Source organism: Rhodobacter calidifons, assembly GCF_011174775.1.
GTDB lineage: Bacteria > Pseudomonadota > Alphaproteobacteria > Rhodobacterales > Rhodobacteraceae > Tabrizicola > Tabrizicola calidifons.
In genome coordinates this window covers 45,055-61,063 of sequence record NZ_JAANHS010000011.1, presented here as the reverse complement: position 1 = coordinate 61,063, position 16,009 = coordinate 45,055, and the positions used below count along the sequence as shown (strand labels likewise).

Genomic DNA, 16,009 nt, shown 5'->3' with positions numbered 1-16,009 from the left:
CCTTTGCTGCGCGGGGCTCAAGATAGGGTGGGCGGGGCGGGAATGGAAGGCGGGTGGGCAGGGTGGGCAGTATTGCCCACCCCACGCTTGCGCTGACCGCGCGCGGGCACATACCCACCCCACATGAAATCAGGGACTTGGCCGTGGGCATTCAGGATTTGGCAAGGATTGCGCGGGGGCAGGCTTCCGGGGTAGGGAAGGCCCATGCCCCGCTATGCGCTCCAGATCGAATACCACGGCGCCCCCTTCGCGGGCTGGCAGCGGCAGGCGCAGGGCCTGCCCTCGGTGCAGGAGGCGGTCGAAACCGCCCTTGGCAAGCTGGAGCCCGGCCCCCATACGATCGCCGCCGCAGGCCGCACCGATGCCGGCGTCCATGCCACGGCGCAGGTGGCCCATGCCGATCTGACGAAGGACTGGGACCCGTTTCGCCTTGCCTCGGCGCTGAACGCGCATCTGCGCCCCGACCCGGTTGCCGTCATCGCCTGTGCAAAGGTCCCCGACGACTTCCACGCCCGCTTTTCGGCCACGGGGCGGCGCTACACCTTCCGCCTTGTCGCCCGCCGTGCCCCCGTGACACATGACCGGGGCCTGGTCTGGCAGGTGCTGAACCGGCTGGACATCTGTGCCGTGCGGGCGGGCGCGGCGGAACTGATCGGCAGCCACGACTTCACCACCTTCCGCTCCACGCTCTGCCAGGCGAAAAGCCCGGTGAAGACGCTGGACCGGATCGAGATCGCCGAACTTCCCTATCCCGGCGGCATCGAATACCGCTTCGACCTGGCCGCGCGCAGCTTCCTGCACAATCAGGTCAGGTCGATTGTCGGCACGCTGGAGCGGGTCGGCGCGGGGGCCTGGACGCCTGCCGACGTGAAGGCAGCGCTGGAGGCGCGGGACCGGGCGGCCTGCGGGCCGGTCGCACCGCCGCAGGGGCTGTATCTGGTCGGGGTCAGCTATCCGGTGGACCCGTTCGCCCGGTAAGCGGCGACCGGAGTTTTCGAAAACTCCGGTTCGGAGCCTCGGAAGGCTCCGGTCCGATTTCTGCGAAGAAATCGGCGCCGGGGCGTCAGTTCAGGTCCTTCAACAGCCGCCCGTGCTTGCGCACCTCGGTCAGCACGGCGCCGAAGGTCTCCAGCCCCCGGCCTGCCAGCATCGGCATCAGCTTCAGGAAGGCATCCGCCGTGGCCACGGCATCGCCCAGGGCGGTATGGCGGGCTTCCTCGGGGATGGTGATCCCCAGCCGATGGCTGAGCGCATCCAGACTGTGCACCTCGCTCTGGCCCCAGACCACCGCCGACAAGAGCACCGTATCGAGGACCGGCATGTCGAAGGTCAGGCCCAACTGCCCCTCGACCCGGCGCAGGAATTCCATGTCGAAGGGCGCGTTGTGGGCGATCAGCACCGCGCCCTCGGCGAACTTGTGGAAGCGGCGGACCACCTCCGGAACGCCCGGCGCATCGGCGACCATCGCGTCGGTGATGCCGTGCACCTCGGTCGAGACGGCGGGGATCGGGCGGCCGGGGTTGACCAGAGTGTCGAAGACCTCGCCCTCGACCCGCCGGCCGTTCACGATCCGCACGGCGGCCAGCTGCACGATCTCGTCGCCCTGCCGGGGGTTGAGGCCCGTCGTCTCGCTGTCGAAGACGACATAGGTCAGCCGGTCGAGCCGCGCCTCGGCCAGGCGGTCGGTGCGGGCGGGCGACAGGAGGTCGAAGTCGTAGACCACCTTGCGCGCCACGGGTTTCGGACGCGCCACCGCGCGGCGGGCCTGGCGGATCGGCAGGCAGAGCGCGGGGCGCCCGTCGGCCAGCGCCTCGGGCCAAAGCTCGGTCGCATGGGCGGCAAGGACGGCGCGGGCGGGGCGGTCGGGGGCCTCGGGCGCCAGCGGCAGGGCAAGCCAGCGGTCAAGCTCGCCCACCCCCACCCGCGCGCCGGTCCAGGACAGCCGGATCGCGGCGCCGGTATCCTCTTCCTCGATGGTCAGATGCAGGGGCGCACGCTCGGCAAGCTGCCGGGCAAGATGTTCCAGCAGCGTCAGGATCTCGTAGCCGTTGCAGCGCAGGATCAGGTCGGCGGTTTCCGTGGTGACCGTGATCCCCAGCGCGGCAGCCCGTGCGACAAGGCCCTGCGCCAGATCGAAGGCGCGGGTCTGAGGCAGCGCGCCGGTTTCGGACAGGGCCTCGTCGCGGGCCGCGCCGAACCGGGTCACGGCCTGGCTGAGCCTTGCGACCTCTTCCTTCAGCGCATCCTGCATCGGCGCGGGCAGGGCGTTCTCGGGCATCACGCCGACCAGTGTCGCCAGGGCCGCGGCGGGGCGGCGCAGGCTGTCGAGCGCGGCTTCCAGCATCGCCTCGCGCCGGGCATCCGCCGCCATCTCGCCGGTGATGTCACGCAGCGTCAGGACATAGCCCTGCGTCCCGCCATCGCCCAGAAGCCGCATCCGCGCCGCCAGCACGCGCGCACCGGTGGTCGTGGTGCACAACAGATCCGACACCGCGTCAGGATCGCCGGTGGCTGCCAGGCGTTCGTGGGCCAGCCGCAGGGGCGCGGCGTGCAGATAGTCGAACAGCTTGCGGTCCAGCCCCGCCTCGAGCCCGCGGCTGGTGCCGAGGATGTCGGCCGCTGGGCCGTTGTAGAAGACCAGCGCATGGTCGGCGGAACAGAGGATCACCCCCACCGGCACGTCCGAAAGAAGCGCCTCGAGCCGGGCCTTTTCGCTGCCCAGCCGCAGGGTTTCCCGCGCCACCGCCTCGGCCAGGGCCGACCGCGTCTCGGCCAGGCTTTGCGCGGCGGCCTGGGCGGCAGGCGCAAGGTCGCCCAGATAGCGGGCGATGGCCGCGTCCATCTCGGCCGTGACGTCGGAATGGGCGCGGGCGCGCAGGGCGCCGGCGAGGGTCTCGATGGGTCTGGCGACGTTCAGGTCGAAGAGATACCAGACCCCCGCCACCAGACCCAGGGCGGCGAACCCGGCCAGGACGCCCGCCTGCACGAAGCCCTGCCCGATGCCGGGCAGACCCAGGCGGCTGTAGCCCAGCCAGAGACCGCCGGCGGTCGCAAGCACGATCGCGGCGGCGAGGCCCGCGAAGATCAGGAAGACCCGCAGGCGCAGGGAGAGGCGGGTCAGCATCTTCTGCCTCCCCGCCCCCGCGTGGCGAGGGGATGGGGGAGGGGGGCATCCGGCCAGGCCAAGCGGCCCCGCCATCCTCTCCCTCGCCCACGAAGGGGGGAGGGAAGCGCCCTGCATCCCACCCCTGCGCGAAGCCCGGCCATGGCCTAGCCCGCTCCGATCAGAAGCCGCCGCACCTCGTCGCGCAGGTCCTTCAGCTCGAAAGGCTTCGAAATGAACCCGTCCGCCCCGAGCGCAAGGCCCTTGCGGCGTTCGATGGCCGACCCCCGCGCGGTCATCATCAGCACCTTCACGTCCGCCAGCGAGGGATCGGTGCGGATGCCCTCGCAGATCTCGTAGCCCGAGACCTCGGGCAGCATCACGTCCAGCAGCACCAGGTCGGGATGGGTGTCGCGGATGCGGGGCAGGGCGTCGGCCCCGTTCGAGACCCGGTCATGGTCATAGCCTTCGCGGGTCATCAGGTAATCCAGTGCGACGGCGATGTTGTCCTCGTCCTCGACCACCAGGATGCGCGGCTTGCGGTCCATGCCCTACCCCTCTCTGCACGCGGCGGCCTGAAGGGCATCGCCCTCGGGAGCCGCCTGCCACTCTGCCCCCGTCAATTCCCCGGCCTCGGTGATCTCCACCCCCTCGACCACCAGAACCTGCCGCCCCCCGGCGCAGTCGATGGCCATGAGGCCGCTTTCGACCGGGCGCCAGCGTGCGAATTTCAGCAGCGGCACAATCCGCAGACTGCCGATCTGCGGGTGGATCATCCGCTTGCGCTGGTCCAGGGCCCAGAAGCGCATGGTGATCGGCTTGAGGTAGGTCCAGGGCCGCAGCGGCATCGCCTCTTCCTCGACGCGGACCACTTCGATCCCCGGCGGCAGTTCCGCCGCGACCCGGCCATACCAGCTGTATTCCAGCACCAGCGTCGCGCCGATCAGGCCCGCCGCCGCCATGACGGGCACGAACCAGCGCGGCAGGCCGGGCCGCCAGCGCCGCAGCGCCCAGGCCAGCAGGCCCAGGGTGGCGGCCGCAAGGATCGCGCCGATCAGTTCAAGGGCCATCTGATCAACTCCTGGCGCCGCGGGCCTGGCCCACGGCAGATTGCATGGTGCGCACGACGACAAAGGCGTCGCGCAGGTGGCTGCGTTCGAAATCCGACAGTTCCGAGGGCGCGATGAAGTTGTCGGGCTTTTCTCCGCCCTTCACCCGCCGCGCCTGATGTTCCAGCCGGGCCTGAGCGATCAGGTCGTATGCCTCGATCAGGTCGCGCCCTCCGCTGGCGCTGATGACGCCCGCCTCTACCGCCGCTTCCAGCCGGGCGCGCGTGTTCACCGCTGGCAACTGTCCGATCAGCGCATAGACCCGTCCCAGATCGACCACCGGCACCACGCCGTTGTGCTTGAGGTCGATGTGGTTCTTGTATTCCCCCGACCGGATCGTGGCGAAGCCGCGCAACAGGCCCAGCGGAGGATTGTGCTTCAGGCTGTTGGAGATCATGTGCGCCACGAAGATCGAGTTCTTCGCGGCCAGCTCAAGCACTTCGGCCTGCAATTCGGTGTAAAGGCTGGCCGTCCCGCCGATGGCGCGCAGGTCGAACATCACGCTGGCCAGCATCTGCGCCATCGGATCGGGGGTCGTGATCCATTTGCGGAAATAGCCGCGCCAGACGGACATGCGCTGGCACCACTGCGGATTGGTCGCCATCATGTCACCGGGGCAATAGACATAGCCGCAGGCGTTCAGCCCGTCCGAGACGATCTTCGCCAGCCGGGCAAAATAGCCCATGTCGGCCTCGGTCGCGGCATCGTCGATCATCAGGCAGTTGTCCTGATCGCTGACGCCCGTCTGCTCCTGCCGCCCCTGGCTGCCGCAGGCGAGCCAGAGGTAAGGCACCGGCGCCGGGCCCAGTTCCGCCTCGGCCATCGCCAGAAGCCGCCGCGTCACCGTATCTGCGATGTCGGTGATCAGCCGCGTCACCACCTCATGCGCGCTGCCGCCGCCGACCAGCTGCACCAGAAGGCGGGGGATGCGCGCCGTATTCTCGGCCAGTTCCGCCACCGTCTGCGCCGTCGCGGCGTCGCGCACCAGCAGGGCCGAGGACACCGCCTGGAACCGCACCAGATCGGTCTGGGTGATCATGCCCACCAGCCTGCCGTCATCCACCACCGGCAGATGGCCGATCCGGTGCTCCAGCATCCGGTTCAGCACGTCCGACCCCAGACTGTCCGGCGTCAGCACCATCGGGTCAGCCGCCATCACCCGGCTTACCGGGGCCGCAGGGTCCAGCCCCTCGGCCAGCACCTTGTTCACGAAATCCCTCGCGGTGACGATGCCGACCAGCCGGTCGCCTTCGGTGATCGCCAGGCAGGAGATATGCGCATCGCGCATCCGTCTGGCCGCCTCGCGGATGGGCGTGTCGGGCGGCACGGCAATCGGCGCGCGGGCGATCAGGTCGCCGACCTTGCGGGTCGAGATGTCGGCCTCGCGCGCCTCGTGCTGGCGTCCCCGGTGGAAAAAGCGCTCGAAGGCCGGATAGGTCGCGATCAGGCGGCGGAACTCGGCCTCCGGCAGCATGAGGATGTCCGCGCCCCGGGTCGCGCGCGCCGTCGTCACCGCCATCCCGTCGCGCAACAGCCCGCGTTCGCCGAAACTGTTGCGCGGACCGAGAAGGGACACGAGGCCCCCGGAAGGCTCCAGCACCTCGACCGAGCCTTCCAGGATCAGGAAGATCCCGGTCAGCGGCTCTCCGGCGGCATAGATCACCGCACCGTCGTCGTAATGCCTGCGGCTGAAGGAGGCGGCGACACGCGCCATCTCGTCCCGCGGCAGGCTGTCGTAGGGGTGCACCGTCTCCAGGAAGGCCAGAAGCGGGGTGCTGTCCTGATCCATGATCCTGTTCCGGCAAGGAGGATGCGCCCCCGGGTTTCCCCGGAGGCGCAAAGGGTCTTAGTGAGCCACGGCCTGTCCGGCGCCCTTGGGCACGCGGATCGATTCCACCAGGTCCACCACATGCTGCGGCGGGGCCTTGGTGACCATCGACACCACATAGGCGACGATGAAGTTCACCACCGCACCGATGGTGCCGATCGACAGCGGCGAGATCCCGAAGAAGTGCTGATCCGGCGTGTTCGGATACACGTTCGTGCCGGGGATGAAGAACCAGCCCAGGTAGAGGAAGATGTAGACCGAGGTGAAGACCAGACCGGCCAGCATCCCGGTGACGGCACCGGCGGTGTTCACGCGCTTCGAGAAGATCCCCATCATGAGGACCGGGAAGATCGTGGCAGCCGCCAGACCGAAGGCCAGCGCCACCACCTGCGCTGCAAAGCCGGGCGGGTTGAGGCCAAGCCAGGTGGCCAGCGCAATCGCGAAGGCCATCGAGATCCGGGCGGCCAGAAGTTCGCCCTTTTCGCTGATGTTCGGATTGATCGCGCCCTTGATCAGGTCATGGCTTACGGCCGACGAGATGGCCAAGAGCAGACCCGCAGCGGTGGAGAGCGCAGCCGCCAGACCACCCGCGGCGACCAGCGCCACGACCCAGCCCGGCAGAGCCGCGATTTCCGGGTTCGCCAGCACCATGATGTCGTTGTCCACCTTGGTGACCTCGTTCGCGGTCAGGCCAAGTTCGGCCATCGACTTGCCGCCCAGCATGGTTTCGGCCAGCACCTTGTCGCGCGCTTCGGTCGCGGCCGTCACGGCAGCTTCCAGCGCGGTCTTGTCGGCATCCGCCGCGGCTTCCGCCAGGGCCTTCTGGGCTTCGGCCAGGGCCTTGTTGGCCTCGGTCACGGCCTTGGGCTCGTTGAAGTACTGGATCAGGCCGTCGCCGTTCTTGTCCTCGAACTCCAGAAGCTTGGTGGCCTTCCAGGTGTTGATCCAGGACAGTTTCGGGTTCGACTCGATTTCCGCAACCGACAGCGCGGGCTTCGAGAAGGCCGAGCCGTCAACCGCACCCGGCCAGAAGGTGGTGGACAGGTTCAGCCGGGCCATCGCCCCCACCGCCGGAGCGACGGTGTACAGAAGCGCGATGAACACCAGCGCCCAGCCGGCCGACGAACGGGCGTCCGCGACCTTCGGAACGGTGAAGAAGCGGATGATGACGTGCGGCAGGCCCGCGGTGCCGATCATCAGCGCCATGGTGAAGAGGAACATGTTGAACATGTTCGTCGTGTCGGCGGTGTAGGCGGTGAAGCCCAGTTCCGTCACGACCTGGTCCAGCTTGGCCAGCATCGAGATCTCGCCGCCCTGCGGTGCATAGGACCCGATCAGGCCCAGCTGCGGCAGGAAGTTGCCGGTCAAGGACAGCGAGATGAAGATCGCCGGGATGGTGTAGGCGATGATCAGCACGATGTACTGGGCAACCTGGGTGTAGGTGATCCCCTTCATCCCGCCAAGCACGGCATAGGCGAACACGACGGCGGCACCGATGTAGAGGCCGGTGTCGGTCGTCACTTCCAGGAAGCGCGAGAAGGTCACGCCGACGCCGCGCATCTGGCCGATAACGTAGGTGACCGAGATCACGATCAGGCAAAGCACCGCCACCAGTCGCGCCGTCTTGGAATAGAAGCGGTCGCCGATGAATTCCGGCACGGTGAACTTGCCGAACTTGCGCAGATAGGGCGCCAGAAGCATCGCCAGAAGCACATAGCCCCCGGTCCAGCCCATCAGGAAGGCCGATTGCGTGTAGCCGCCGACCGGGGCCAGGGCGATGATCCCCGCCATGGAAATGAACGAGGCCGCCGACATCCAGTCCGCGCCCGTCGCCATGCCGTTCATGACCGGGGGAACACCCTGACCGGCCGCATAGAATTCCGAGGTCGAGCCCGCCCGGGCCCAGATCGCAATCCCGATGTAGATGGCAAAGGTGATGCCAACCACGATCAGGTTCAGGGTAAACTGATCCATCTGTCCCGTCCCCTTACTCTTCCACGCCGTGATCGCGGTCGACCTTGCCCATCATCTTCGCGTAGGCGAAAATCAGGATGATGAAGACATAGATCGACCCGTTCTGCGCCATCCAGAAGCCCAGATCGGCACCGCCGATCATGATGCCCTTCAGCGCAGGCCGAAGCAGGATGCCAAGCCCGAACGAGCATGCGAACCAGATCGCCAGAGAAATCAGGATGATCCGGACGTTCGCTGCCCAATAGGCGTTGGCAGAAGATTTGTCTGCCATGAGTACTCTCCCTTTCTTGTTTTCCGCCCCCCGGGGGATCCGGGGGAACGGCCCCTCCCGTCAGGCTGAAACGCGCCCCACGATATCGGCCAGCATGGCGCGGATGCCGTCGATGGACCCCATCGCCGGCACCCGTTCCAGCACTGACTGCGACTCGTAAAACGCGATCAGCGGTGCCGTGTCGGCGTGGTAGGCGGCAAGCCTGGCCCGCACCGTCTCGGCAGTGTCGTCGGCCCGGCGCTTGAACGCCGTGCCGCCGCATTTGTCGCAGGTCCCCGCCGTGGCGGGCTGCTTGAACTCGTCATGATACCCCTCGCCGCAGGCGGCGCAGGTGTAGCGGCCCGAGACGCGGGCGACCATCGCCTCGTCCTCGACTTCAAGGCTGATGGCGGCGGTCACGCGCGCCCCCGCCTCGGCCAGAAGCCCGTCCAGCGCGGCAGCCTGACCGGCGGTGCGCGGAAAGCCGTCCAGGATGATGCCCTTGGCCACATCCTGCTGCGCCATGCGGTCCTTCAGGATCGCCAGCACGATGTCGTCGCTGACCAGTTGACCCGCCTCCATCACCGCCTTGGCTTTGCGGCCCGCCTCGGTTCCCGCCGCCACCGCCGCGCGCAACAGGTCGCCGGTCGAAAGCTGGACCAGACCGAAGTCCTTCTCCAGCATCCGCGCCTGCGTGCCCTTGCCTGCTCCGGGCGGGCCAAGAAGGATCAGAACCGGACCCACGCCCCTAGCCCCGGTTCATGCGGTTGGCGATCAGGTCATCGACCACCGAGGGATCGGCAAGGGTCGAGGTGTCGCCAAGGGAGCCAAAGTCGTTCTCGGCGATCTTGCGCAGGATGCGGCGCATGATCTTGCCGGACCGGGTCTTGGGCAGGCCCGGCGCCCACTGGATCAGGTCGGGCTTGGCGATCGGACCGATCTCCTGCCGCACCCAGGCCTCCAGCTCCTTGCGCAACTCCTCGCTGGGCTCGACCCCCTTCATCAGGGTCACATAGGCATAGATGCCCTGGCCCTTGATGTCGTGCGGATAGCCCACCACGGCCGCTTCGGCCACCGCCTCGTGCGCGACCAGCGCCGATTCCACCTCTGCCGTGCCCATCCGGTGGCCGCTGACGTTGATGACGTCATCCACCCGGCCCGTGATCCAGTAATAGCCGTCCGCATCGCGCCGGCAGCCGTCACCGGTGAAGTAATAGCCCTTGTACTGGCTGAAATAGGCTTCCTCGAACCGCTGGTGGTCGCCCCACAGCGTCCGCATCTGCCCCGGCCAGCTGTCGGCAAAGCACAGCACGCCCTCGGTCTCGACCTCTTCCTGCACCTTGCCCGAGGCCGCATCCAGCACCACCGGCTTGACGCCGAAAAAGGGCTTGGTGGCCGAGCCGGGCTTGGTCGGGATCGCGCCGGGCAGCGGCGTCAGCATGTGGCCGCCGGTCTCGGTCTGCCAGAAGGTATCGACGATCGGCAGCTTCCCCTTGCCGACATGGGTGTTGTACCAGGCCCAGGCCTCGGGGTTGATCGGCTCGCCCACCGAGCCCAGCACCTTCAGCGACGACAGGTCGTGCTTTTCGACCCATTCGGTGCCCAGCCCCATCAGCGAACGGATCGCGGTGGGGGCGGTGTAGAACTGGTTGACCTTGTGCTTGGCGCAGACCTCCCAGAAGCGGCCCGCGTCGGGGTAGGTCGGCACGCCCTCGAACATCAGCGTCGTGGCGCCATTGGCCAGAGGCCCGTAGACGATATAGCTGTGCCCTGTGACCCAGCCCACGTCCGCCGTGCACCAGAAGACATCGCCGTCGTGATAGTCGAAGGTCAGCTGCTGCGTCATCGAGGCATAGACCAGATAGCCGCCCGTGGTATGCACCACGCCCTTCGGCTTGCCGGTCGAGCCCGAGGTGTAAAGGATGAACATCGGGTCTTCCGCGCCGACCTCGACATAGGGGCAATAGGGCTTGGCCGCCGCCATTTCCGCCGTCAGGTCGAAATCGCGCCCCTCGACCCAGGAGGTCTGATCGCCGGTGCGCTTGACCACCAGCACCTTCACATGGTCCGAGCAATGCAGCAGCGCCTTGTCGGTGTTGTCCTTGAGGCCCGTCTTCCGGCCGCCGCGCGGCGCCCAGTCGGCCGTGATGACAAGCTTCGCGTCGCAGTCGTTGATCCGGTTGGCCAGCGCATCGGGAGAAAAGCCGCCGAACACCACCGAATGGATCGCCCCGATCCGGGTGCAGGCCAGCATCGCATAGGCTGCCTCGGGGATCATCGGCATGTAAAGGACCACGCGGTCGCCCTTCTGCACCCCATGCGCTTTCAGCACGTTGGCCAGGCGGCAAGTCTGTTCCAGAAGCTCGCGGTAGGTGATGTGCCTGGCCGGGGTCTTCGGATCGTCCGGCTCCCAGATGATCGCGGTCTGCTCGGCGCGGGTCAGCATGTGGCGGTCGATGCAGTTGGCGCTGACGTTCAGCGTGCCGTCCTCGAACCACCTGATCGACACGTTGCCCGGCTGGAACGAGGTGTTCTTCACCCGGGTATAGGGCCGGATCCAGTCAATCCGCTGGCCTTCCGCACCCCAGAACGCCTCGGGGTCCGCGATCGAGGCGGCGTAACGCCGGGCATAGCCCTCGGCATCGACATGCGCCCTGGCAACAAAGTCGGCGGACGGCGGATAGACGGATTTGGCTGCTTCGCTCATTCTCTTCTCCTCCCGAAGGGCTGTCACAGACACCCCTCGACTGTATCAGTATTCGGCCAGGAACCCTCTTTCCCCGGGTAAACTTAGCACTTCGTAAAGAATTTCGTAACCCCCTATTTTTCCAACATAATTCTGTAAATTCATTGACTGATTGGTAGTCAATTCTGCAAATGTGTGAAAAGTGTGGCGGCCAAGTGCTTGCTTTCGCACAGCCGTTACCGCTCACACCCGCAGGGGTGCTGCGGGCGCGGGGGTGCAGGGGGGCAGACCTTGAAACCCGGTAAAGGGTCAGCGTGATTCGCCGACGGTTGCGGGGCCATCCAGCGCGGCATCGACGGCCTGGATGTCGGGCAGGTACAGCACTTCCGGTTCGCGCAGGCCCTGCGCCTCCAGCTGACGCCGCAGCTTGTGGGTCAGGCCCACAAGGTAAAGCTGCCCACCCTTGCGCCGCGCGCGGTCGGCCAGGCTGTGAAAGCCCCGCGCGCCGGAACTGTCGATCAGCGGCACCGCCGACATGTCCAGGACCAGAGCCCGGGGGGCCTCGGCGATGCGGTCCAGCACCCCGCCCAGCTGCGCGGCGGCGCCAAAGAAATAGGGGCCCTCCAGGTGATAGACCACCCGGTCGGCACGCGGCGTTTCGGGCTGGTCGGTACGGGGCCGGACGGCGGCGGTCTCGGACATCCGCTTGATGAAGACGAGGCCCGCCAGCGCGAAGCCGACGATGATCCCCTCGGTCAGGTCGCGGAACACCACCAGCAGGAAGGTCACGCTGACCACCAGCGCATCCCCGCGCGAGGACCGCAGCAGGGCCGCGAACTCGTGCCGCTCTGCCATGCCCCAGGCGACGACGGCCAGCACGCCGGCAAGTGCAGCCAGCGGGATATAGGCGGCCAGGGGGGCCGCGACCATCAGGAAGGCCAGAAGGAACAGCGCATGCAGCATCCCCGACACCGGCCCCCGGCTGCCCGCCCGCACGTTGGTTGCCGTGCGCGCAATGGTCCCGGTGACGCAGAAGCCGCCAAAGAGGGCCGAACCGATGTTCGCCACGCCCTGCGCCACCAGTTCCGCGTTCGACCGATGGCGCGTGCCGGACATCCCGTCGGCGACGACGGCGGACAAGAGCGACTCGATCGCGCCCAGAAGGGCAAAGCTCGCCGCCCAGGGCAGCGCCTCGCGCCAAAGGCTCAGGTCGGGCAGGGACGGCGCGGGCAGGATCTGCGGCAGGGCGCCAAAGCGCGTGCCGATGGTGGCGACCGGCAGGCCCAGAGCCGCCGTGACGACCGACGCGGTGACCACCCCGATCAGCATCCCCGGCCAATGCGGCCGGACCTGTCGCAGGCCCAGGATCACCGCTGCGGTCAGCGCGGCGACCGCGACGGCCGCCCAGGTGACCGTTTCCCTTGCGGCCCACAGCGCCTCTACCTTGGCCAGGATCTCGCCCGGTTCGCCCCCCGGCAATGTCAGCCCGAACATCTCGCGCAGCTGGCTGGCGAAGATGATGACCGCGATCCCGGCGGTGAAGCCAACGGTCACGGGATAGGGGATATAGCGGATATAGGTCCCGATCCGCAGCGCCCCGGCTGCGATCAGGATCACCCCGGACAGCAGCGTGGCCAGGATCAGCCCCTCGACCCCGATCGCCATGACACAGGCCGACACCAGCACGATGAACGCCCCCGCCGGCCCGCCGATCTGATAGCGCGACCCGCCCAGCGCGCTGACGAGGAAGCCGCCGACGATGGTGGTGTAAAGCCCGCGTTCCGGCCCCACGCCGCTGGCGATGGCGATGGCCATGGACAGGGGCAGGGCGACGATCGCCACGGTCAGCCCGGCCAGCGCATCGGCGCGCAGATCGGCAAGCCGATAGCCCTCGCGCCAGACCGTCAGCAGCTTGGGTAGGAACTCCGTCGGGCCGCTCTGGCCCCGCGCACTGTCGCTCATCGTCTTGTCCAAACCAGGGATCCGGCCAGTAATCGCTGGCAAGCGAGGGGAAATGCCGTCAGAAGACTCCTCGCCAACCGTCCTGTCAACCGCAGCAGATCAGATGACCCCGAACATCCCTCCAAAAGATCCGGTCCGCCCCGCCGACGACGACGCCCGCCGCCTGGCGAAGGACCTCCTGGCCCTTGGACATGCCGCCCTGGCCTGGAGCGACCCGGACACCGGCACTCCGGGCATCAGCCGCATCGCCTTTGCCCGCGACCCGGAGGCCGGGCTCCTGACGCTGGTCTCGGGCCTTGCGCCGCATTTCCGCGCCTTGCGGGACCGGCCCGACTGCGCGCTGATGCTGGGTGAGGTGGGCGAGCGTGGCGATCCCCTGAGCCATCCCCGCCTGATGATCCGCGCCCGCGCCGCCTTCGTACCCCAGGACGACCCGGCCCGCCCCGCTCTGCGCGACCGCTGGCTGGAAAGGTCGCCAAAGGCGCGCGTCTACATCGACCTGCCCGACTTTGCCTTCGTCCGGTTCCAGCCGGTGTCGGCGCTGCTGAACGGCGGTTTCGCCCGCGCCTTCCACATCGCGCCCGAGGATCTGTAGCAAAAGGGCGGCCCTGCAGGACCGCCCCCGATTTCCGTTCGGAAATCGTCCCGGAATTCGGTCGAATTCCGGCCCCCGGGCGTCAGGCCGGCACGTCCATGCGCATCGTCACCAGCGCCTTGCCCTTCACCGCCTCGCCCCAGCGGATCTGCGCCTGGTTCCCGCCCGCGCCGGTTCCCGGCACCGCATAGGGGAAGACATGGCGCGGGGCATTCGACACGTTGGTGATCATCCCTTCCGGCGCCACCGACTGCACCTGGCGGATGCGCCCGCCAAAGGGCACGAAGCCACCCGCGCTGACGTTCCAGGTCTCGGCCGCGGTGTTCTGCGTGTGGGTCACCTGGACCGGGTTGATGATCCACTGGCTGACGTTGTTGAAGCTGTTCCCCTCCACCCGCACATTGCGCGAGCGGGTGAAATCCAGCGTCGCGAAGGTGGTGTCCACCATCTCCACCCGGTCGATCACCACGCCGAAGCTGCGGAAACTGTTGGCCGACAGCGTGAAGCCCGACAGGAAATGCCCCGGACCGTAGGGTTTGATCACGATCCAGCGGAAGGCCGTCGAAGTCGAGGACGAGATGAACACGTTGCCGACGATGTTCAGCCCGCCGAACGAGAACTCGCCGTTCTCCTCGGGCTCCGAGTCGTGTTCGTTGCCCCATTCGATGAAGCAGTTGTCGATGTAGTTGCCGGTCACCACGGTCGAGACGTTGGTCTGGGTAAAGACCAGCCCGGCCCGGCGCACGCCCGCCGTCGTGTTGTCGCCCTGGAAGAAGTGATTGGCGTGGATCAGGTGGCCGGTCCCGTTGATGATTGCGAAATGCGCAAAGCGCACGATCCGGTTGTTGCGCAGTTTGGTGTCGTTGGCCTGCACGTTCATCGCGATGGTGGTGCGGTCCACCGCCGGCACCGACTGTTCGTTCGACAGGAACTGGCACATGTCGACGAACATCCCCTGGCAGCCTGTCCCGGCAGAGCTGATCCCCCGGTCCTTCGGGCGGTTGAAGGTGCAGGACATGAAACGCTGGGTAGACCCCGACATCGGCAGAAGGACGCCCGACCCGACGCCCAGGCAGTTGAACTCGATGTCCTCCAGCTCGAACCGCGACATCAGGTCGAAGCCCGAGAAGTCGAGCATGTACTTGAACCGGCGGAAAGTATAGGTCCGCGTGCCCACGGCGGCGTAGAGCGGCTGGCTGATCGTCAGCGTGCCCGCGCCGACGTTCCTTGCCGTGACATAGACCTCGCGCCCGACGCCGGTGCCCTCGACCAGCGCCCCCACCGGGATGTTGGCTACATTGGCGACATTGGTCAGCGTCGTGTTCTGCGCGGCCGAATAAGTGGCGACCGAGGTCACCACTTCGGTCTCCCAGGCCGGCCCCGACACTGCGTTCAGCGACCCGTTCCGCACCACCCGGCGGCTGGTGAAGCTGGTGATCCCGGCCAGGGCCGCGACGTTGATCGGCTCGGGGATCTCCACCCGGCGGCCCGACAGATCCAGCGTGACATAATCAGTGAAGAAGAACAGCGCCTGAAGTGCGCGCTTGAACCCCTCCAGCTCGGACCCGAAGGCCTGGCCGTAGGTGTCCAGGTCATAGTTCCGCGTCAGCGTCAGCTTGCGGTTCGCGGGCATCGACAGCGTGCCCTCGAACCGGATGCGGCTGTTGATCGTGACGTCCTGCGTCAGGCGGAACACGCCCGAGGGCACGAGGATCTCGCGCCCCGCGGCCGCGGCATCTGCGGCCAGGAAGGCGGGCGCGTCGTTCGTCGTCCCGTTGCCCAGCGCGCCGAAATCGCGGACATCCACCCAGTCCATCAGCTTGCGGATGAAGACGTTGGTCACATCCTCGACCTCGATGTCGTCGATCCGCACCACCCCGCCATTGGCCCCGGTCAGGTCCAGGCCCACATGGGCATAGACCGTCTGAAGGGACCAGGGCAGGTCCACGCCGGTGCGGTTGGCTGGAGAGATGATCGCGCTGACCGTCACCACCTCGCCATAGGTGGTCAGCGTCACCGAAGGCCCGACCTGCGGCACGCCGGCCACGTTCTGCCCGTTCACGTCGCCCGCCCAGGCTGCAATTCGGACCGCAGGCAGGTTGCCCGAGACCGCCTTCACCCGCGCCGTCACCCGCAGATACAGCCCCGGCTGGATCGGCGTCTGCGCGAAACTGCGCAGCTTCTGGGTGGCCTCGGTCTTCTGCAATTCCAGACAGCCGCCGAAGTCCTGGTCGTTCGTCACCAGCGCCGCGTTCGGCTGGCCCTGATACGACCCCGAACCGGGCGTCCCGTCCTCGCGCGACCAGAGGTTCAAGCCTGCCGAGAACGGCGGCGGCATCAGGACCAGCCCGTCAGTGATAGCCTTGTTCATCTTCGATTACCCTCGCTTCGCGCCTCTGCCACACGCGATGCGTCAGGACATCCCGACAAACCGCGCCGCCATGGGGTGAAGGGGGTAGCAAGCAAGCCTTAACCGCCGCTCAGTTCAGCGCGCGGCACCTT

12 protein-coding genes are annotated in these 16,009 nt (G+C 67.5%); 2 read left to right on the top strand and 10 right to left on the bottom strand.

Going from position 1 to position 16,009, the window contains the following annotated elements:
* The first annotated feature begins 204 nt into the window (after positions 1–204).
* The gene (gene truA, locus G8O29_RS13870) at positions 205–978 is read left to right on the top strand and encodes a tRNA pseudouridine(38-40) synthase TruA (RefSeq protein ID WP_166403822.1); all 774 of its coding nucleotides are present in this window, start codon (positions 205–207) and stop codon (positions 976–978) included.
* Between the two features lie 85 nt (positions 979–1,063).
* Here the strand turns inward: truA and G8O29_RS13865 are convergent, their stop codons facing one another.
* The 9 genes from G8O29_RS13865 to G8O29_RS13825 form a co-directional block, all read right to left on the bottom strand.
* On the bottom strand, positions 1,064–3,124 hold the full coding sequence (locus tag G8O29_RS13865) for an exonuclease domain-containing protein (RefSeq protein WP_166403821.1): 2,061 nt from the start codon (positions 3,122–3,124) through the stop codon (positions 1,064–1,066).
* Positions 3,125–3,270: 146 nt separating this feature from the next.
* Positions 3,271–3,651 carry a response regulator transcription factor gene (locus tag G8O29_RS13860; protein ID WP_128514954.1) on the bottom strand — a complete coding sequence of 127 codons (381 nt, stop codon included), beginning with the start codon at positions 3,649–3,651 and terminating at the stop codon, positions 3,271–3,273.
* Between the two features lie 3 nt (positions 3,652–3,654).
* Positions 3,655–4,173, bottom strand: coding sequence for a hypothetical protein (locus tag G8O29_RS13855; protein ID WP_166403820.1), 519 nt, complete (start codon positions 4,171–4,173; stop codon positions 3,655–3,657).
* 4 nt (positions 4,174–4,177) lie between these two features.
* Positions 4,178–6,001, bottom strand: coding sequence for a DUF294 nucleotidyltransferase-like domain-containing protein (locus G8O29_RS13850; protein ID WP_166403819.1), 1,824 nt, complete (start codon positions 5,999–6,001; stop codon positions 4,178–4,180).
* Between the two features lie 57 nt (positions 6,002–6,058).
* Positions 6,059–8,014 (bottom strand): sodium:solute symporter family protein, encoded by a 1,956-nt coding sequence (locus tag G8O29_RS13845; RefSeq protein ID WP_166403818.1) that lies wholly within the window; start codon positions 8,012–8,014, stop codon positions 6,059–6,061.
* A 13-nt stretch (positions 8,015–8,027) separates the two neighbouring features.
* Positions 8,028–8,285, bottom strand: coding sequence for a DUF4212 domain-containing protein (locus tag G8O29_RS13840; RefSeq protein ID WP_166403817.1), 258 nt, complete (start codon positions 8,283–8,285; stop codon positions 8,028–8,030).
* Positions 8,286–8,345: 60 nt separating this feature from the next.
* On the bottom strand, positions 8,346–9,008 hold the full coding sequence (locus G8O29_RS13835) for an adenylate kinase (protein WP_166403816.1): 663 nt from the start codon (positions 9,006–9,008) through the stop codon (positions 8,346–8,348).
* 4 nt (positions 9,009–9,012) lie between these two features.
* Entirely contained in the window at positions 9,013–10,971 is a 1,959-nt protein-coding gene (gene acs, locus G8O29_RS13830; RefSeq protein ID WP_166403815.1) for an acetate--CoA ligase, read from the bottom strand.
* Positions 10,972–11,259: 288 nt separating this feature from the next.
* Positions 11,260–12,912, bottom strand: coding sequence for a SulP family inorganic anion transporter (locus G8O29_RS13825; RefSeq protein ID WP_166403814.1), 1,653 nt, complete (start codon positions 12,910–12,912; stop codon positions 11,260–11,262).
* 115 nt (positions 12,913–13,027) lie between these two features.
* Here G8O29_RS13825 and G8O29_RS13820 point away from each other — a divergent pair, with 115 nt between their 5' ends.
* Positions 13,028–13,507, top strand: a complete 480-nt coding sequence (locus tag G8O29_RS13820) for a pyridoxamine 5-phosphate oxidase (RefSeq protein ID WP_166403851.1) — start codon at positions 13,028–13,030, stop codon at positions 13,505–13,507.
* Between the two features lie 82 nt (positions 13,508–13,589).
* Here the strand turns inward: G8O29_RS13820 and G8O29_RS13815 are convergent, their stop codons facing one another.
* A complete protein-coding gene (locus tag G8O29_RS13815) occupies positions 13,590–15,878 on the bottom strand; it encodes a right-handed parallel beta-helix repeat-containing protein (protein WP_166403813.1) in 2,289 nt (762 codons plus the stop codon).
* Positions 15,879–16,009 lie beyond the last annotated feature (131 nt).